The organism is Litoribaculum gwangyangense (assembly GCF_039543505.1).
Taxonomy (GTDB): Bacteria; Bacteroidota; Bacteroidia; order Flavobacteriales; family Flavobacteriaceae; genus Litoribaculum; species Litoribaculum gwangyangense.
The window spans coordinates 271,123-291,184 of the sequence record NZ_BAABJW010000004.1 but is presented as its reverse complement, the minus strand read 5'-3'; the positions used below and the strand labels follow the sequence as shown (position 1 = coordinate 291,184).

At 32.0% G+C, this 20,062-nt stretch carries 19 protein-coding genes; 6 read left to right on the top strand and 13 right to left on the bottom strand.

Annotated features, from left to right (window positions below; genetic code table 11):
• Positions 1-126 precede the first annotated feature (126 nt).
• From ABD963_RS12475 to recR, 11 genes are all read right to left on the bottom strand, one after another.
• Positions 127-279, bottom strand: coding sequence for a DUF4295 domain-containing protein (locus ABD963_RS12475; RefSeq protein WP_345277315.1), 153 nt, complete (start codon positions 277-279; stop codon positions 127-129).
• Positions 280-317: 38 nt separating this feature from the next.
• Positions 318-500 carry a 50S ribosomal protein L33 gene (rpmG, locus tag ABD963_RS12470; RefSeq protein ID WP_007648529.1) on the bottom strand — a complete coding sequence of 61 codons (183 nt, stop codon included), beginning with the start codon at positions 498-500 and terminating at the stop codon, positions 318-320.
• A 26-nt stretch (positions 501-526) separates the two neighbouring features.
• Entirely contained in the window at positions 527-763 is a 237-nt protein-coding gene (rpmB, locus tag ABD963_RS12465; protein ID WP_345277314.1) for a 50S ribosomal protein L28, read from the bottom strand.
• A 79-nt stretch (positions 764-842) separates the two neighbouring features.
• Positions 843-2,093, bottom strand: coding sequence for a competence/damage-inducible protein A (locus ABD963_RS12460; RefSeq protein WP_345277313.1), 1,251 nt, complete (start codon positions 2,091-2,093; stop codon positions 843-845).
• A gap of 3 nt (positions 2,094-2,096) precedes the next feature.
• Complete coding sequence (locus tag ABD963_RS12455; RefSeq protein ID WP_345277312.1) at positions 2,097-2,438, bottom strand: Hpt domain-containing protein; 342 nt, start codon at positions 2,436-2,438, stop codon at positions 2,097-2,099.
• Positions 2,439-3,050, bottom strand: a complete 612-nt coding sequence (locus ABD963_RS12450) for a fumarylacetoacetate hydrolase family protein (RefSeq protein ID WP_345277311.1) — start codon at positions 3,048-3,050, stop codon at positions 2,439-2,441.
• Positions 3,051-3,086: 36 nt separating this feature from the next.
• Positions 3,087-3,863: an exonuclease domain-containing protein gene (locus tag ABD963_RS12445; RefSeq protein ID WP_345277310.1), complete on the bottom strand. Its 777-nt coding sequence runs from the start codon at positions 3,861-3,863 to the stop codon at positions 3,087-3,089.
• Positions 3,864-3,960: 97 nt separating this feature from the next.
• Entirely contained in the window at positions 3,961-5,283 is a 1,323-nt protein-coding gene (locus ABD963_RS12440; RefSeq protein ID WP_345277309.1) for a dihydrolipoamide acetyltransferase family protein, read from the bottom strand.
• 131 nt (positions 5,284-5,414) lie between these two features.
• On the bottom strand, positions 5,415-6,026 hold the full coding sequence (locus tag ABD963_RS12435; RefSeq protein ID WP_345277308.1) for a haloacid dehalogenase-like hydrolase: 612 nt from the start codon (positions 6,024-6,026) through the stop codon (positions 5,415-5,417).
• A complete protein-coding gene (locus tag ABD963_RS12430) occupies positions 6,001-6,606 on the bottom strand; it encodes a phosphoribosyltransferase (protein ID WP_345277307.1) in 606 nt (201 codons plus the stop codon). Before ABD963_RS12430 ends, ABD963_RS12435 begins: the two co-directional genes overlap by 26 nt.
• Positions 6,607-7,224 (bottom strand): recombination mediator RecR, encoded by a 618-nt coding sequence (gene recR / locus ABD963_RS12425; protein ID WP_345277306.1) that lies wholly within the window; start codon positions 7,222-7,224, stop codon positions 6,607-6,609.
• 79 nt (positions 7,225-7,303) lie between these two features.
• Here recR and ABD963_RS12420 point away from each other — a divergent pair, with 79 nt between their 5' ends.
• Positions 7,304-8,758, top strand: a complete 1,455-nt coding sequence (locus ABD963_RS12420; RefSeq protein ID WP_345277305.1) for a sodium:solute symporter — start codon at positions 7,304-7,306, stop codon at positions 8,756-8,758.
• Here ABD963_RS12420 and ABD963_RS12415 read toward each other — a convergent pair.
• Entirely contained in the window at positions 8,735-9,097 is a 363-nt protein-coding gene (locus tag ABD963_RS12415) for a CoA-binding protein (RefSeq protein ID WP_345277304.1), read from the bottom strand. The two genes, ABD963_RS12420 and ABD963_RS12415, sit on opposite strands and share 24 nt — an antisense overlap.
• Before the next feature lie 102 nt (positions 9,098-9,199).
• On the opposite strand from ABD963_RS12415, the gene ABD963_RS12410 reads away from it, so the two are divergent.
• Positions 9,200-11,677 carry a TonB-dependent receptor gene (locus ABD963_RS12410; protein WP_345277303.1) on the top strand — a complete coding sequence of 826 codons (2,478 nt, stop codon included), beginning with the start codon at positions 9,200-9,202 and terminating at the stop codon, positions 11,675-11,677.
• 469 nt (positions 11,678-12,146) lie between these two features.
• Here ABD963_RS12410 and ABD963_RS12405 read toward each other — a convergent pair whose 3' ends face one another.
• A complete protein-coding gene (locus ABD963_RS12405; protein WP_345277302.1) occupies positions 12,147-13,154 on the bottom strand; it encodes a 3-oxoacyl-ACP synthase III family protein in 1,008 nt (335 codons plus the stop codon).
• A 181-nt stretch (positions 13,155-13,335) separates the two neighbouring features.
• On the opposite strand from ABD963_RS12405, the gene ABD963_RS12400 reads away from it, so the two are divergent.
• The 4 genes from ABD963_RS12400 to ABD963_RS12385 all read left to right on the top strand — a co-directional run bounded on the left by ABD963_RS12400 (position 13,336) and on the right by ABD963_RS12385 (position 19,942).
• Complete coding sequence (locus ABD963_RS12400; protein WP_345277301.1) at positions 13,336-15,777, top strand: alpha/beta hydrolase family protein; 2,442 nt, start codon at positions 13,336-13,338, stop codon at positions 15,775-15,777.
• A 131-nt stretch (positions 15,778-15,908) separates the two neighbouring features.
• A complete protein-coding gene (gene htpG, locus ABD963_RS12395) occupies positions 15,909-17,819 on the top strand; it encodes a molecular chaperone HtpG (protein WP_345277300.1) in 1,911 nt (636 codons plus the stop codon).
• 213 nt (positions 17,820-18,032) lie between these two features.
• A complete protein-coding gene (locus ABD963_RS12390) occupies positions 18,033-19,361 on the top strand; it encodes an OmpP1/FadL family transporter (RefSeq protein ID WP_345277299.1) in 1,329 nt (442 codons plus the stop codon).
• A 200-nt stretch (positions 19,362-19,561) separates the two neighbouring features.
• Complete coding sequence (locus tag ABD963_RS12385; RefSeq protein ID WP_345277298.1) at positions 19,562-19,942, top strand: DoxX protein; 381 nt, start codon at positions 19,562-19,564, stop codon at positions 19,940-19,942.
• Positions 19,943-20,062 lie beyond the last annotated feature (120 nt).

Sequence of the window (20,062 nt, the reverse complement as noted above, 5' to 3'; positions counted from 1 at the left end):
AACCTTTCTTGTCAAATTTCTTACCACAAATTATAGCTGTCAACATGTCTGAAATTCGTTCAAATATAAAATAAAAAAGCTGCTTTCTGGTCAGAAAGCAGCTTATAATATATCGATACGAATTTTTTAGTTTTTACTTAAAAAATCGTTGACTTGTTCTGGGCTCATAATAGATTCAACAAACATGTAAGCACCAGTTTTTGGTGACTTTACCATTTTTATTGCCTTTGTTAATCTTTTTGATCCTGTCTGTAATGTTGCTACTGATTTTTTTGCCATGACTTATGCGTTATTTGAAGTTTTTTACAAACTTCTAATTATTTTATTTCTTTATGAACTGTCATACGCTTAAGGATAGGATTAAATTTTTTAATCTCCATTCTATCTGGCGTATTTTTCTTATTTTTTGTAGTAATGTAACGAGAAGTTCCTGGTTGACCAGACTCTTTATGCTCTGTACATTCTAAAATCACCTGTATTCTATTACCTTTTTTTGCCATGTCTTTTTACTTATTAAATACAGCTTTTATTTTAAAAACCCTTTAGATTTTGCTTCCTTAATTGCTGCAGAGATACCTATTTTATTGATGGTTTTTAAAGCAGATGTTGAAACCTTTAAAGTTATCCAGTTGTCTTCTTCTGGAACATAAAAACGTTTCTTTACTAAGTTCGCGTTAAATTTGCGCTTAGTTTTATTCATAGCATGAGACACGTTGTTCCCAACCATTGCCTTCTTTCCTGTAAGTTCACAAACTCTTGACATTCTATATAACTTTAATTTTGTTGTTTAAAAACGAGGTGCAAATATACAAAATCTTTATATTATGCCAACCTAAATTTTATCAATTTTTAAAAATTTCTTTTTGAAGCATTTCCAAGGCCTTATTTACGGCTTTATTAATAACTCTTGTACGGTGATTTCCGAAGTTAAATTCTTTTGAGTATACACCATTTATTGTTGCAATGGCAATAAAAACGGTACCAACTTCTGCATTAGAATCGCCTTTCGTTGGTCCTGCATTTCCAGTCGTTGAAACAGCGAAATCTGATTTGTACAATTTTAAAACATTTTCTGCCATAGCTTCTGCTACGGGAGCACTGACGACTGAATAGCTATCAATTAAGTCTTCAGGAATATTTAAAATATCAATCTTTGACTGGGTGGCATATGTTACTACACCCCCTTTTAAATATTTAGAAGCCCCAGAATTTGCCGTAAATAATTCTGTTAATTTACCTCCAGTGCAACTCTCCGCAATAGCTAGTGTTTTCCCCATTTTTGTCAGTTGGTTACCAATAACCACCTCCTCATTACCGTCATCATCTTCATAACCAAAAAACTCCTTTTTGATTAATGGTAAAACCTTATCAATTTGTTGCTGAACCTCCTCTTCCACTTTTTGCCTCTCAAAACCTTTTGCAGATAACCGCAGTCTCATTTTACCCAAGCTTGGTAAATAAGCTAACTTTATATGTTTCGGCAGTGATTCTTCCCAAACTTCAATTCTAGCTGCCAAAGTACTTTCACCCAAACCATAAACCAAAAGGGTTTTATGAAGAATGAACGGGCAATGATATTTGTTTTTTAATTTTGGAATCACATCATTGTTTAACAACGCTTTCATTTCAAAAGGCACGCCTGGTAATGATATAAAAGTTTTGTCACCCTTTTCCATCCACATACCTGGAGCGGTGCCTACCTTATTCATTAAAACGGTTGCTTTTGATGGCACTAAAGCTTGGTCTTTATTTACTTGAAGTAGTGTTTGCCTAATGTATTGTTTCCAAATAGATTCAATATTTTGCAATACCGCAGTATCTTGAACCAATGTATCATCAAAATATTCGGCTATTGTTTTTTTGGTGATATCATCTTTTGTAGGTCCTAATCCGCCAGTTAAAATAATAATATCCACATTCCTCTCGGAATCTTTTAAAGCCCTTAAAATATGTTCTTTATCGTCTTGAACTGAAGTAATTTGATAAACTGATATTCCAATTTTATTGAGTTGTTTAGCTATGAATGCAGAATTGGTATCAATAACTTGACCTATAAGAAGTTCGTCGCCAATGGTTATGATTTCCGCAAGCATCCATTATAGATTAAAGTCTGTTTGTATTTCTTCAACAGCTTTATCCACTGCAGAAATCACAATATCTAATTGGGATGTGATATCTAAATCTTTTTTCTCAAACTTACCCCAGTCTTGCACTTCAATTAAAATGTCAAGCACTCCCAATTCAAATAAATCGATGGTTGGTTTCATTTTATGTGCCGCTTGGTATGCGTTATAATAGTCTTTCTCTGCAACCGCTTTTTTTAATCTCTCTGCATCGACAGGGACTTCTTCTAAAAAAGCTTCAGCTAATGTTGTGATAAAATCCTCATCATTATCAGCCAGTTCGCGTACTCTAAATAATTTGTAATGTTGTTCCATTTATTTTACTGTAATTGAAAACATTTCTTTATTTTCTATAAATCCTTTTAATGTGTCATTAGCAACTACTTTACCAACCCCTGCCGGTGTTCCCGTAAATATAATATCTCCTATCTTTAAAGTAAAATATTTTGATACATATTCTATAATTTCATCAATTTTCCAAAGCATGTGGCTTGTATTTCCTATTTGTACAATTTTATCATTCTTTTTTAAGGAAAATTCAATAGCGTTCACATCTTCAATATCTTTAACCGATAACCAATTTCCAATAACGGCAGCCCCATCAAACGATTTGGCTTTTTCCCAAGGCAAGCCTTTTTCCTTTAATTGGCTCTGTAAATCGCGCGCTGTGAAATCGATACCCAGTCCAATTTCTTCATAATATTTATGAGAAAATTTTCTATCAATATGTTTCCCTACTCTGTTTATTTTTACAAGAATCTCTACTTCGTGATGCACATCATGAGAAAAATCTGGTATAAAAAAAGGTTGTTTTTTTAGAAGTATGGCGGTATCTGGCTTTATGAAAATTACAGGATCTTTTGGCCTTTCGTTTTCTAACTCTTTAATATGTTCGGTATAATTCCTTCCGATGCAGATTAGTTTCATTTTGTAAGCTCCTTTAAATTGTTGATTTGTTAGAAATCAATCTAATTTATTATTTAAACTTCTTAACTTGATTCCTGTTAATACTTTTTTGGTGTACAAGGGAAAGTCTGCATTTAAAAACCATCCAAAATATCCCGGTTCATTTTCTAGAACTTCAGTAATTGCTTTACCTTTATGCTTCCCAAAAGAAAAACATTCTTCACCCTTTTTGTTAAAAACTAAAAATCCTGCAAAATCAGCGAATTTTTTACGTGAACTGAATTCTGCTAAAAACTTGGTATCGTTTTCTATATCATCATATTTGGCTATTTGCGCTTTTAAAACCTCGTAAGTAGCATTGGTATCAGCTTCTGCACTGTGGGCATCATCCAAATTTTTATCACAATAAAACTTGTAAGCAGCACTTAATGTACGCTGTTCCATTTTATGAAAAATAGTTTGCACATCAATAGCTAGTCGGTTTTTCATATCAAAATCTACCTCCGCACGTAGCATTTCTTCAGCCAATAAGGGAATATCAAACCTGTTGGAATTAAAACCACCTAAATCTGAATCTTTAATCATATTATGGATTTCTTTTGCCAACTCCTTGAAAGTAGGTTCGTTTGCAACCATTTCATCAGTAATGCCATGAATTTCGGTCACCTCTTTAGGTATGGGCATTTCAGGATTTACCAACCAAGTTTTACTTTCTTCTTTTCCATTGGGATGCACTTTTAAGATAGAAATCTCTACAATTCTATCGTTAGTAATATTGACGCCCGTGGTTTCGAGATCGAAAAAGCAAATGGGTTTTGATAAGTTTAACTTCATTTTTAGTTTATTATTTTTATGTTGTAAACATAAAAAACCTAACCTAGTTAAGGCTAATTATTAAATATTATTTATAGGGTAAATTATTTTGTGTCAATTAAATTTCTCTATTGGTATCCCAAGCTTCCAAATAGTCTTTAACCGCTTTTACAAACTGCCCACCAAGTGCACCATTTACAACACGATGGTCGTAAGAATGGGACAAAAACATTTTATAGCGGATACCAATAAAATCGCCTTCGGAAGTTTCAATAACTGCAGGTACTTTTCTAATAGCACCCAGTGCCAAAATGCCCACTTGTGGCTGATTGATAATAGGTGTGCCCATAATACTACCAAAAGACCCAACATTTGTAACTGTATAAGTACCACCTTGGGTTTCATCTGGTTTTAGCTTACCAATTCGCGCCCTATTTGCCAAGTCATTTACCTGTTTAGTCATACCAACTAAGTTTAATTGGTCGGCATTTTTTATAACAGGAACAATTAAATTGCCATCTGGTAAAGCGGCTGCCATACCTAAATTGATATTTTTCTTTTTTATAATAGTATCCCCTTGAACAGAAATATTCATCATGGGATAATCGCGTAATGCTTTGGCAATAACTTCCATAAAAATAGGAGTAAACGTTAGGTTTTCACCTTCACGCCTTAAGAAATTATCTTTAACTTTTTTACGCCAATTCCAGATTTTAGTAACATCGGCTTCAATAAAACTTTGAACATGTGCCGAGGTTTGAACAGACTCAACCATGTGATGCGCAATGAGTTTACCCATTCTGGTCATTTCAATAATTTCATCTTCTCCACTTGGAATTATTGTTGGAGCTTCTGTTTTTACTTTCTCTATTGGTTTAGACTGAACGACTGGTTTTTCAATATTAGCTTCTTGTTTAACCGATTTATTACCTCTATTATCGAGGTACTGTAAAATATCATTTTTAGTAACTCGATCTTCTTTACCAGTACCTGGAATGCTATCCAACTCTTCTTGAGATAGGCCTTCAGCTTTGGCTATGTTTTTAACCAAAGGCGAATAAAACCTGTTGTCGCTGGAAATTACTGGTGCAACGGTTTTTTTAGCAGCTGTTATGGTTTGGGTTAATTGTTCTAAAGTATCATTATGTGTCTCAACTTTCATGTCATCACTAACATCCTCATTGGAGCTTTCTTCTTCACCTTCAGTTTCAATAATGGCTAAAACTTGACCAACTTGTACAACATCATCCACATTAAAAAACTTTTCAATCAATACACCATCAACTTCACTAGGCACTTCGCTATCCACTTTATCTGTTGCAATTTCCAAAATAGGTTCGTCCAACTCAATGGTATCTCCAACTTCCTTTAACCATGAAGTTATGGTAGCTTCTGCTACACTTTCACCCATTTTTGGTAATTTAAGTTCAAATTTTGCCATATCATTAATGTAATACTTGTTTTTTATTTTTGGTTTGCAAAATTAATAAAAAAAGTCCTTTTATTTTTAATTATTCTTATTGAAATGGATGTTTTTAACTATTAATTTTTCTCCTTGGTAAAGTTAAAACTCTAATTAATGACTTCAAAAGAAATTGAATTTAGTTTTAATTTATTTAACAAATCTTTATCTGGACTCACAATTAGGTTTTTTGAGGCTAACCTCATTAATGGCAAATCGTCTATATGATCCGTAACCAATGTATTAATTTTATTTATATTTTGACTTTTCAGATATTTTAAAACATTTTCTTTTTTATTGTTTTTACTGTTTTCAAAAGCCAAATTAAATTTTCCATTAGGGAAATTGGTGCCAAAACAAATATCAAAACCTTCATTTTTTGCAATAATATTTGCGTAACATGATGGCGCTGCGGTCGCTAATATCGTTAAATCAAAATTACTGATATTAACGGCTGAGATTTGATTCTTTTTTTTTGTTATTGAGTTTACAAATGCATTATAATCAATGTCATCTCTATTTTTTAGCAACAATAACACATTGTATTTCATTTTTGCATGTGTTGAAAATAATCTAGATAAAACTGCCAAGCTCAATTTAAAAAATAACGCAATTTTAAATCCTTTAACAAAGGAAACTAAAAGATATTTTATAAAGTAATGGAATGTGTTTATTTTGAATAATGTTCCATCTAAATCAAATACTAAAACTCTTTTTTTCAAAATCTTTACCTTTATAATCTAGTGACCATGGATACCTAACTAATGAATTTTTAAAAAGATAATAATCAGGTTTAATAATAGACGTTTCTATTGTCCATGAAATTACTGCTATCTTAATTTTTGCATCTGGTAACAACTTCTTTAATTTATTTTTAATAATAAATATGGTTTTACCAGTATCAATAGCATCATCAACAATTAGAATATTTTTTATTTTTTCTTCAGAATTATTTATGAATTTAAAATTGATTTCGCAATTAGACAAATCATTTAAATTTAAATCACTTATTGTTTTTTTTACTTTTTTAGACTCCATTAACCTAAGCCTATTAGTAACCTTATAGGGTAATAACTTCAAAACAACCTTAACAATGAAATTATTTTTTAAATAACTTTTTCTCTTGAGTTTTACTGAATTAAATTGAACTTTTTGAAAGTCATTTTTATTTTTGAACTCATTGGAAACATACCCACCTCCGTCTAAGATTCCAACGATTACCTCTGGTTCAAAGTCTATTTTAGAAATCAATTCTTCACAAGTTTTGAAAAAAGCCTCATTATTTAAGGTAATGACTTCCATTTAAATTTTTAAAGAGTTCTCAAAAGGAATTCTATTCACTATACTCCTACCGAGTGTAATTTCATCGGCATATTCCAATTCATCTCCCACAGAAATACCACGTGCAATGGTAGATGTAAAAACATTATAATCTTGAATTTGTCTGTAAATATAAAAGTTGGTGGTATCACCTTCCATGGTAGAGCTTAAAGCGAATATGAGTTCTTTTACTTTACCTTCTTTAACTTTATTAACTAAAGTTTCAATATTCAAATCATGCGGGCCAATACCATCCATAGGTGAAATTTTACCCCCTAAAACATGATACAATCCTTTAAAGGAACTCGTGTTTTCAATCGCCATAACATCCCTAATATCTTCTACAACACAAATAATTTCTTCATTTCTATTAGGGTTTGAACATATTTCACAAAGCTCAACATCACTAATATTGTTGCAGGATTTGCAAAATTTAACCTGATGACGCATGGTGCTTAAAGCCTCCGTTAAGGCATTGGTATGTTCCTTGGGCTGCCTTAACATATGCAAAACTAAACGTAAAGCTGTTCGTTTACCTATTCCAGGTAATTGTGACATTTCGTTTACTGCATTTTCCAATAACTTCGAAGAAAATTCCATAGCTGCGAAATTACAATTTTAGATTTAAGTTTTATACTTATCAATTGTAATTTGTATTTTGCCATTGAAATATTTTAATATGACTTCTACTCAAATTTTGCTGCTAATAGCTTCCTATTTTTTAATACTCATAATTATTTCTTATTTCACAGGGAAGGAAGATACCAACGAAGCTTTTTTTAAAGCCAATAAATCAGCACCATGGTATCTAGTGGCTTTTGGAATGATTGGCGCCTCCTTATCTGGTGTGACTTTTATATCGGTACCAGGTATGATTGGAGGTGAGCAGTTTGCATACATGCAGGGTGTTTTTGGATTTTTTGTTGGATACTTATTCATTCTTTTTGTACTGTTACCAATCTATTATAAACTTAATGTTACATCCATTTATCAATATCTTGAACAGCGTTTTGGAAAAACAAGTTATAAAACCGGAGCTTTTTTCTTTTTGCTTTCAAGAGTGACTGGAGCATCGTTCAGATTGTTTTTAGTAGCATTGGCCATGCAGTATATAGTTTTTGAAAATATGGGTGTGCCTTTTTGGGTTACAGTAGTCATCTCTATCTTGCTTATATGGATTTACACTAACAAAGGTGGTATTAAAACCATTGTTTGGACAGATACTTTGCAAACTTTAGCCATGCTAATATCTGTAGGTGTTGCAATTTACCTTATAAATGAAAAGTTAGATTGGACGTACATGGAGTTTTTAAATTCTAATGAGTTTTCCTCGAAAGGAAAGATTTTCTTTTTTGATGACCCCAATGCAACCACCTATTTCTGGAAATATTTTATTGGTGGTATTTTTATAGCCATCGCCATGACAGGATTGGATCAAGATATGATGCAAAAAAACTTAACCTGTAAAACGCCCGAAGAATCAAAAAAAAACATGTTTACAATGGCAACACTTTTAATATTTGTAAACTTTTTCTTTTTATCTCTTGGTGCTTTATTATTCATTTATGCGGATAAATTTGGTTTGGAAATACCTATTGTTGATGGGAAAACCAGAACCGATTTGCTTTTCCCAGAAATTGCCATGAACCAAGGTTTAGGAACAGGTTTAGCAGTTACCTTTATAATTGGTTTAATTGCTGCAGCTTACTCCAGTGCCGATAGTGCCTTAACCTCATTAACCACATCTTTTTCCGTGGATTTTTTAAATATTGAAAAACTCCCTTTAGAAGCCCAGAAACCACTAAGGAAAAAAGTGCATTTAGGAGTTTCGATTTTATTGATATTGGTTGTAATTATCTTTAACTATCTGGAAGGAAATGTTGTAGGTAACTTATTCAAATTTGCCACATTTACTTATGGGCCCCTTTTAGGATTCTTTGCCTTTGGGATTTTAACAAAATATCAAATCAAAGACCAATATGTTTGGATTGTTGGCATACTTTCAATAATTACAACATTTTTAATAACATCGTTACCTGAAGGTATAATCGGTAATTATAAATTCCATTGGGAAATTTTACCTATAAATGGTCTCATCACTTTTTTAGGATTAATACTGATTCGTAGAGAGTAATACCAAAGTACATGAAGCTTCAAATGGGATATTTTTACTTTTTAAAATTTTATAAAACTCCAGATTTTCAGTACCAGGATTAAAAATAACACGCTTCGGATTTAAAGAAATGATGTAATTATAATATTCTTTTTGCCTTTCAGGATTTAAATATAACGTTACCGTATGAATGTTATCATGAGGTATTAATTCCGTATTAATTGGAATACCCAAAACCTCTCCACTATTCCAGCCAAAAGCAACTGTTTCAATATGCTTGGCTACTAAACGTTGTATAGCATAATTGGAATATCTATTGGGTTTTAATGAAACCCCAAAAACCAAAGTCTTTTTGTTCATTTGTTAAAAAAACGTTAAGAAACTACAAATGTAGTAACATAAACTTAAGTAAGGCGTCTAAAATTTACATCATTCAATCAATCAAAAAACGAAACATATCAAATGAAAAATTTATTGCTCTTATGTCTTTTTGTTGTATCTCTCACTTCAAAAGCATTTTCCTTAGATCCTGAAAAAAACTCAGACAAAATGGGAAATATTTCTGGTGCCATATTAGACGCAAACCTTAAGGAGCCCTTACCATATGTAAATATTATTATAAAAAACACCAAAGGCGAGACCATAACAGGTGGTATTACACTTGAGGATGGCTCCTTTGAAATTGAAAAAATTGCGGAAGGTCAATTTATTGTGAGCATTCAATATATTGGTTATAAAACCATTGTAAAGAATATAACTATTGGAAAAGGCAATTATAAAATAAATCTTGGTAAAATATACTTAGAGGAAGATATTGCGAGTTTAGATGAAGTTATGGTAATAGCTGAAGTATCAACGATAGAGCAAAAAGTTGATAGAAAAGTAATTAACATTGGTAAGGATCTTGCCGCATTGGGTACGGCTTCTGAATTAATGACAGCTGTTCCCTCCATTAGTGTAGATACTCAAACTGGTGATATTAGTTTAAGAGGAAACGAAAACGTTCGTGTCATGGTAGATGGAAAGTTTACAAATATTCCAACGGCTCAATTGCTAAGGCAATTACCTTCAACTTCGATAAAACAAATAGAATTGATAACTAATCCATCTGCGAAATATAACCCTGAGGGTATGAGTGGTATTATAAATATTGTACTTCACAAAAACACCATGATAGGCTTTAATGGCAATGCCAATGTTGGTTTAAGATATCAAAAAGAGGCGAAATTTAATAGTTCAATGGACGTGAATTATAGAAATGGAAAATTAAATGTTTACGGCAGTTATGGTAATAACATTTCTAAAAATGTCAATGATGGTAAAATAAGCCAAATTGAAAATAATTCGTTTCAAAATATTGAATTATTAAATAGTAATAAATCTCATCTTTATAAAGTAGGTTTAGATTTTTATTTAAATGAAAAAAACACAATTTCTGTTTTTACTAATCAAAACACCTTTGATGGTGACAACATATCCAGTTCGAATTTTGTTTTTTTCGATAATATGTTAAATAATCAAACTCAAAACACCACAAGTTTTAGTGAAAATTCTTCATCACAATATAATTTCGATTATAAACTAACTTTTGATAAAGAGGCTCATAATATCGAGTTAGAAATTGATCACAACATTTTCGATAATTCTATTAACACCAATAATTTACTAAATGATTCTAATATTAGACCCAGCTTTTTAGAACTTACGGAAACAGACAGAAATTTAACAACCATAAATTTAGATTATGTAAATCCCTTGTCTGAAAAATCTAAATTAGAAATGGGACTACAAGCCATACTTTTTAACAATCAAATTTTATATGAATCTGATGCCAGAGTGAGAAATCAGAATGGTGATTACATTCCTACATTTACAGATTTTGATTATGAAAGAAATATTTACTCTGCCTATGTATCGTACAGCAAAAAATTTGAGAAATGGACATATCAATTAGGATTACGAGCAGAAAGTGTAAACGTAGATGCAATTGCTGATGAAACCGATTTATCTAATAATTTAGAGACCATTATTCCTTTTGAGAATGATTATTTTCAAGTATACCCATCGGCTTTCTTCACCTATTCACCATCTGAAAAAAACTCATACCAATTAAGTTATAGTAGACGCGTGGATAGACCCGGGATTGGTCAAGTAAATCCTATACCTGAGTGGAACACACCTCTTATTTCAAATTTTGGAAATCAAACTTTAGAACCACAGTTCACTAATTCTTTGGAAATTAATTATACCAGAAATTTAAAAAACGGAAGTGTAACTGGAGGTGTTTTTTACAGAATTATTGAAGACGAAATCAATAGGGCTGTTTATCTTGACCGCTCTGATTTAACTTCAAATAGAATTATTTTAACTTTTGATAATTTTAATAACACCTCTGCGTATGGTTTTGAACTATCAAGTAATTACAGAGCCACAAAATGGTGGAGTTTTAACGCTAGTTTCGATTTATATTCTCAAACCCAGAAGGGCATTGCCGAACGTATAGACCCAACATTAGTAAACCCAACTGAAAGTGATATTGTTTTAGAATTTATTCAAGTAGATAATTTAATTTGGAACTTTCGAGTATTTAATAATTTTAAGGCAAGTGAAAACTTAACCTTAACGGCATTCGGCATGTATCGTGGTAAAAATACAGGATTAAACTTTGAAATGGACCCCATGTATTTTGTGAATATTGGTGCCAGATATTCATTCTTAGAAGACAATAAAGCCACTTTTAGTTTAAGTTTTAACGATGTTTTCAATACCCAAAAAATTAATATAGTTAGTGAAAGGCCCTTTTTACAAACAGCTTCATTCGTGCCGGAATTCAGAACCGTTTCGGCTAATCTTGCTTATCGTTTTGGCGATGGAAAATATCGCGCTAAATCTCGCAAAAGAAGAGACGATAACATAAAATCTGTTGAGAGCGGATTATAAAAATAAAATTTAATGTTCTGCAAAATATTTGATGGTTAGTGTAATGCAGAATTATTAAATTAAGAAACCTCAAAACATTTATGTTTTGAGGTTTTGTCTTTATAAAATGAAAAGTGACAAAAAAAATGTTAATTTTTTAAATTATTACACAATAAATACAATTGCACAACGTTATTAGATACACAAACCAAAACGAAAAAAAGTAATTATTTAGAGTTAGTCGTCTACACAAAATACTTTCGTAATAAAAAGGATTGGTTTAATAAAAACTCGAAACTTATTTTCGGGTTTTTACTTTTAATATGTTAAAAACAAGTTAATTGTTAACACCAATACAATATTATCAGATTTTTTTCGTCTTGTATTATAAGATTCTTCAAATTAGTGTTAGTTGAAGTTGATTAATAGCTATAAAAACCCGAAACTTTCTCAGTTCGGGTTTTTTGTTTCTTAATGAAATAAATTGCTATCAACACCATTTTATAATGGCACTTGCCCATGTGAATCCGCTTCCAAAGGCCGCTAATACAACATGGTCTCCTGATTTTATTTTACCCTCTTCCCATGCTTCTGTTAAAGCAATAATTACAGAAGCTGCAGTTGTATTTCCATATTTCATGATGTTGTTATAAACTTGATCATCAGTTAAACTAAATTTTTTCTGAATAAATTGAGCTATCCTTAAATTAGCTTGATGAGGAATTAACATATCAATATCTTCTTTCTTTAATCCATTTTTAATCAACCCTTCCATTATTACTTCACTGAATCGAACAACGGCATTTTTAAAAACAAATTGTCCATCCATGTATGGAAAATAAGAAGTGTCATTTTCACCGGCTTCCAATATTTCTGGAACCCAATGAGCAATACTTGGAGATTCAACAATTAATTTATCGGCGTATTTGCCTTCACTATGCAAATGAGTTGACAGAATACCTTTAGTATTGTCCTCTTCTCTACTTAAAACACAAGCGCCTGCACCATCTCCAAAAATAACTGTTACACCGCGTCCTCGTGTAGTTTTATCAAGCCCATTGCTGTGATATTCCGCTCCTATTACCAAGATGTTTTTATACATTCCAGTTTTAATAAATTGATCTGCAACAGAAATGGCATAGACAAAACCAGAACATTGATTTCTAACGTCCAAAGCACCTATAGTAGGCATGTTTAATATGTCTTGAATTTGCACGCCACAACCTGGGAAATAATAATCTGGACTTAAAGTGGCAAAAACAATAAAATCTATATCTTCATTCGTTAAACCAGATCTCTCTATAGCAATTTTAGCGGCTTTGGCACCCATTACCGCAGAGGTATCATTAGAACCTTCTTTTATCCATCGTCTTTCTTTTATGCCTGTGCGCTCCTGAATCCATTCATCATTGGTATCCATTATTTTTGATAAATCATCGTTTGTAACAACATTATCAGGCAGATATTTGCCTAAACCTATTATTTTAGAATTGTACATAATCTGTATTTTATTTCATTATACAATATAATCATAATTAGTAATTAAGTAGCAATTTCGTTTTAAAACTGAAAAATACCATAAAACAAGATTTTTCTATAATTTAGTTTTAACGTTATTTTAATAATTCCTTGAAATGTATTTACCTAAATTTAAAAAGAAATTTTAAAAACGACTAATAATGAAAAAATTACTTTTTGTTTATTTTCTTCTGGCTGGAATATTAATAACGGCACAAGAAAACTTAACTTATCAAAATCCCAGTAGCGAAATTCTGGAATTAGCAAATGCCCCTCTGGCGCCCGGAGTTCAAATAGACAGTAAGGGTGAATATATGGTTCTTGTATTCAGAGACCAATATAAATCTATTGCTGAACTTTCCGAAACAGAATTACGTTTAGCAGGACTTAGAATAAATCCGGTTACCAACATAGGGAGTCGTACAACATTCTACACTAATTTAATGGTTAAAAAAACCAGCGATAAAGTTGCTACACAAGTGATTGGTTTACCTGAAAATCCTCGTTTATCAGGTTTTAGTTGGTCACCAGACGAAAGCATGATTGCTTGTTTAAATACCACTGAAACAGGTGTTGAAGTTTGGGTTCTTAATATTAAGGAGGGTAAAGTTAATAAGATTACTGATGCCAATATTAATGCAAACATGGGAAGCACCATCAATTGGTTTAAAGACAATAAACACTTATTGGTAAAAACCTTATCTAGTACTAAAAAACCATTAATTAATACTGACCTTGCAGTACCAACAGGACCTACGGTTTCTGTTAGTGATGGCTCAAAAGCACAAAACAGAACCTACCAAGATTTATTAAAAACCCCTAATGATGAATTTAATTTTGAACAATTAGCCTTGTCAGAAATAAAAAAAGTATCTATTGGTGGTGAAATCGAGAATTTCTTACCAGCCGATTTGTATGATGACATCGATTTTTCTCCTGATGGAAATTACGTAATGGTTACGAAAATAAAACGTCCCTTTTCGTATTTAGTTACTTACAACCGTTTTCCTAGTGAGAGTAGTGTATACAATTTAAATGGATCACTTATTAAAACTGTGAATCAAGTACCCTTAGATGAAGTTAGACCAAAAGGTTTTATGGCTACGCGTATGGGTAAAAGAAATATGGTTTGGAGAAGTGATAAACCTTCTACATTGGTTTGGGTAGAAGCCTTAGATAGTGGTGATCCAGATATTAAAGTTGAATATAGAGATGCTGTTTTTCAGTTGGATGCTCCTTTCAATGGAAACCCTAAATTATTATTAAAAACAAAACAGCGCTTTGCGGGTATAACCTGGGGAAATGACAATACAGCTATCGCTTACGACAGATGGTGGAACACCAGAAACACTAAAACTTATATTTTCGATCCATCTAAAGGTAGTAAAAGTGCAAAGATAATATCCGACAGAAATTACCAAGATGTTTACAGTGATCCGGGTAGCTTTGTAAGGAGTAAAAATGGATTTGGTCGATACACTTTAGATATAAGCAATGAAAACCTTTACTTAATAGGTGATGGTTATACTGAAAATGGTCAATTCCCATTTATTGATGAATTTAACACAAAAACCTATAAAACAAAACGACTATACCTTTCTGAATACAAAGATAAACTTGAAAGTTTAGTGACGGCCATAGACATGAAAAAAGGTGAGATATTAGTTAGAATTGAGTCCCAAACCGAATACCCGAATTATTACATTAGAAATATTTTTAAAAAGAATGACCTTAAAGCCATAACTACTTTTGAAAACCCTTTTAAAAGTCTTGAAGAAGTCAATAAACGAGTTATTAGTTATAAGCGTTATGATGGTTTAGATTTAGAAGGCACTTTATACTTACCTTTAAATTATAAAGAAGGCAAAAAATACCCAATGATTTTGTGGGCATATCCTAGAGAGTTTAAAGATAAATCCAGTGCCTCTCAAAGTACTGCCAATCCTAACGAGTTTATTTATCCAAATTGGGGTTCTCCAATTTATTGGGTAACAAAAGGATATGTAGTTTTAGATGATGCTGCGTTTCCAATTGTTGGTGAAGGTACTGAAGAACCTAATGACACTTTCAGAACGCAACTTGTTGGTAATGCAAAAGCTGCCATTGATGCAGTTGATGATTTAGGGTATATAGATAGAACTAAAGTAGCTGTTGGCGGGCATTCCTATGGTGCGTTTATGACAGCTAATTTATTATCTCATTCAAACTTGTTTGCCGCTGGAATTGCTAGAAGTGGTGCATACAATAGAACCCTTACACCATTCGGTTTTCAAAGTGAAGAACGCAGTTATTGGGAAGCTCCAGAAATCTATTATAACATGTCGCCGTTTATGCATGCAGATAAAATGAAAACACCGTTATTATTAATTCATGGCGTTGCAGATAATAACTCAGGAACATATCCTTTACAGAGTGAACGCTATTTTAATGCTTTAAAAGGATTGGGCGCACCTGTTAGACTAGTTATGCTACCAAAAGAGAGTCATGGTTATCGTGCAAAAGAATCTATCATGCATATGCTTTGGGAACAAGATCAATGGTTAGAAAAATATTTAAAAGACGACAACAATATTGAACCGCCTAAGGAAACTATTAAAAACTAAAATTCAAAATATTTTTAGGGTCATTCAAATTTGAATGACCTTTTTTAATGTCAGTTTGTCACATTTTTACTAATGGTACTTTTTTTGACTTCAGTGTATTTGTAAATATTAAATCATAAAACTTATATATCATGACAAAAGGAAACATTAATGTATCGGTAGAGAATATCTTTCCACTCATTAAAAAATTCTTATATAGTGACCACGAAATATTTTTACGTGAGTTAATTAGTAATGCTACTGATGCTACTTTAAAACTAAAACATTTAACGAATGTAGGTGAAGCTAAAGTTGAGTATGGTAACCCAAAGATTGAAGTTAAGGTAGATAAAAAAGGTAAAAAAATACATATAACGGACCAAGGTTTGGGTATGACTGCCGATGAAGTTGAAAAATACATCAACCAAATTGCATTTTCAGGAGCTGAAGAATTCTTGGACAAATATAAAGATTCGGCTAAAGATTCAGGAATCATTGGTCATTTTGGACTTGGTTTCTATTCAGCTTTTATGGTAGCTGAAAAGGTAGAAATTATTACAAAATCCTATAAAGACGAACCTGCAGCCCATTGGATTTGTGATGGTAGCCCAGAATTTACCATCGAACCTCATGATAAAACCGAAAGAGGTACCGAAATCATTCTTCACATAGCGGAAGACTCCACTGAATTTTTGGAAGAAAGCAGAATTAGAACCTTGCTTTTAAAATATAACAAGTTTATGCCTATTCCAATTAAATTTGGAACCAAGGAAATAAACGATCCAGATTTTACGCCTAAGACTACTAAGGATAAAGACGGTAAAGAAACAACTGAACCTCACAAAAAAATAACGGTTGATAACATTATTAATAATCCAAATCCAGCTTGGACCAAACAACCAACCGATTTAAAAGATGAAGATTATAAAGATTTTTATCGTGAGTTGTATCCCATGCAGTTTGAAGAGCCGTTATTCAACATTCATTTAAACGTTGACTATCCTTTTAACTTAACAGGGATATTATATTTCCCTAAAATGACGAACGATTTAAACCTGCAAAAAGATAGAATTCAGCTGTATCAAAACCAGGTATTTGTTACCGATAATGTGGAAGGCATTGTGCCAGAATTTTTAACCATGCTTCGAGGGGTTATTGATTCTCCAGATATTCCACTTAATGTCTCGAGAAGTTATTTACAGGCGGATGGAGCGGTTAAAAAGATTTCTTCTTATATCACCAGAAAAGTAGCTGATAAGTTAAAATCTTTATTTAATAACAATCGCGAGGATTTTGAGAAGAAATGGAACGATATCAAAATCGTGATTGAGTATGGAATGCTTTCTGAAGAAAAATTCTTTGAAAAAGCAGAAGCTTTTGCTTTATACCCAACTGTTGATAATACATATTTTACTTACGAAGAATTATACAATAAAATAAAAGCTAACCAAACGGATAAAGACGACAAGCTAGTTATTCTGTATGCATCCGATAAAGAAGCACAACATAGTTACATAGAAGCTGCAAAAGCTAAAGGTTACGAAGTGTTATTGTTAGATTCGCCCATAGTATCACATTTAATACAGAAATTAGAAACTACCAAAGAAAAAGTATCTTTTGCACGAGTAGATGGCGATCATATTGATAATTTAATCAAGAAGGATGAAACTACTATTTCTAAATTGGATGAAGATCAAAAGAAAGCTTTGGATGAGTTGTTAAAAGAAGTGATTCCTTCCGAAAAATTCATGGTACAATTGGAGGCAATGGATAGCAATGCATCACCATTCATAATCACACAACCCGAGTTTATGCGCCGTATGAAAGAAATGCAAGCAACTGGCGGTGGCGGTATGTTTGGAATGGGCAGTATGCCAGAAATGTATAATTTAGTGGTAAATACAAACTCTGAATTGGTTTCTGAAATTTTAAATACCAAAACCAAAAAGAAGCAAGAACGTTTAATAAATCAAAGTTTAGATTTAGCACGCTTATCCCAAGGCTTGTTAAAAGGCGAGGAGCTTACAAACTTTATTAAACGTAGCTACGAAATGATCAAATAGGTAAATTTTGTTGTCGCGCTGAAAGTTTCAGCATCTTTTATAAATCAAAACCACTCTTTAAAAACAGAGTGGTTTTTTTATGAAATTACTTTACTTACACCCTTTTAATTAGTAGAATTATCAATTTATATGATAAAAGTCCTATTTTATTAAATTTAGTATAATTAATTTCACTTCCCTAATTAAACATTTAAACATTAAAAATAAAATATTATGAAAAAAGTCATTTTAAAATTATATGCACTCCTTTTTTCTGTATCAATGATTGCTCAAACTGGCCATATATTGCAAGGAGTTGGTTCAGTTAATATGTCTATGGGTGGAGCAGCTACTGGCCAGCCATTGGATATATCTGGTGCTTTACAATGGAATCCAGCATCCATTTCTACTTTTGATGAAACCATTTTAAATTTTGATATTGGTTTATTCTTTTCTTCACCAACTTTGTATTCAACCGTTCCAGAATTTGACAACACAGGACAACCAACTGGAAATTTCTTTTCAGGAAACACTAAGGATGATAGGGGTGTATCACCAATGCCAGCATTAGCCATGGTTTGGGGAAAAGAAAACAGTAAACATACTTTTGGAGCATCGGTTTTTGGCATCAGTGGTTTTGGAGTTACATTTCCAGAAAGCATGACTAATCCTATTAATATGCCACAAAGCATGGGTGGTTTTGGAAGAATAGAATCCGATTATATGTTACTTCAAATAGGCTTCACATGGGCTTATGAATTATCTGATAATTTTTCTATTGGTATTGAGCCTACTTTTAACTTTGCTTCCCTTGAACTAATGCCAAACCCTACCGCAAACCCAACTCAGGCCGGCTATCCTTCAACTGACAAAGCATCAGCAACAGGTATAGGAGGGCAAATAGGTATATTTTATGATTCTAATACTGGCTTTAAAGCAGGGGCATCCTATAAAACTACGCAATCGTTTAAAGATTTTGAGTTCAATAATACCTACTTAGACAATTCTAAGAGCACCAACAATTTCAATATGGACTATCCCGCTATATATTCAATAGGTTTAGGGTATTCAAAAGCAGATTTTGATTTGGCTCTAGATTATCGATTAGTAGATTATGAAAATACTGATGGCTTTTCTACCACTGGATGGACTCCAACTAATTCTGTAAGCGGGTTTGGTTGGGAAAACATCAATATTATTTCAGCAGGAATTCAATATAAGGGTATTGATAAATTGCCCTTGCGTGCAGGATATACTTACAGTTCAAATCCTATAAATAGTGACGTAACATTTTTTAATATACCAGCTACTGCCATTATAAAAAATGCCTATCAATTTGGTTTTACTTTTGAGGCGAGTAAACGGTTTTCATTGAACGCCATGTACCACCATGGAACTAGTGATGGCAAAACATCAGGGCCATTACTAAATCCCATGTTTATACAAAATTCCCCTCCTTACGGAGCTATTCCTGGAAGTGACGTTTCATATGATATGACAACGGATTTAGTTATGATAGGCTTTAAATATATCTTTAATAAAAAAACAATGGAGCCAATGTAAATTAAACAAAAGTTAGTTTAATTAATAAAGACCACTATATAAAAATAAAGTGGTCTTTATTATGATATACCTAATAAATATTTCTGATTATAGAAGTATTTATGTTACATGATATTAATCATATTTTATTTGTAAGACGCAAGTTATCTTTAGTTCATTAATAGTGCAGCTAAATGTAACTAACCTTAAATAAAATATTTATGAGAAATAAAATTAATAATAACAACTGGCTAAGAATACTATTAGGATTATTTTTAATTGTATATGCTTTAAATCAATTTTTTCATTTTATACCTTTCACTTATGGTGAAATGCCTGAAAATACAAGACATTTTATAGATGCTGTAGCAGGATACCTACCTTTTTTATACATATTTGAAATATTAATTGGTTTATTTTTAATTATCAATAAATGGACACCTTTTATCCTAATTATTTTATTCCCACTTACTGTTTCATTCCTAATTTTCAATCTTTCTAATAACGATTTGATTAAAATTTGGCCCGCGCTAATAGTAGCTTTATTGAATGTTATACTAGTATTAAATTACAAGAAAAAATATGAAGTATTGTTCAATTAAACATTAGCTATAAATAGCTTTGAAATCTTTATAATGACATGGATTCTTGGTAATATCAAGAATCCATGTCATTTTTAACCGTCATTATTTTAGGTAGGCCTCTTGTTTAGTTAAATCAAA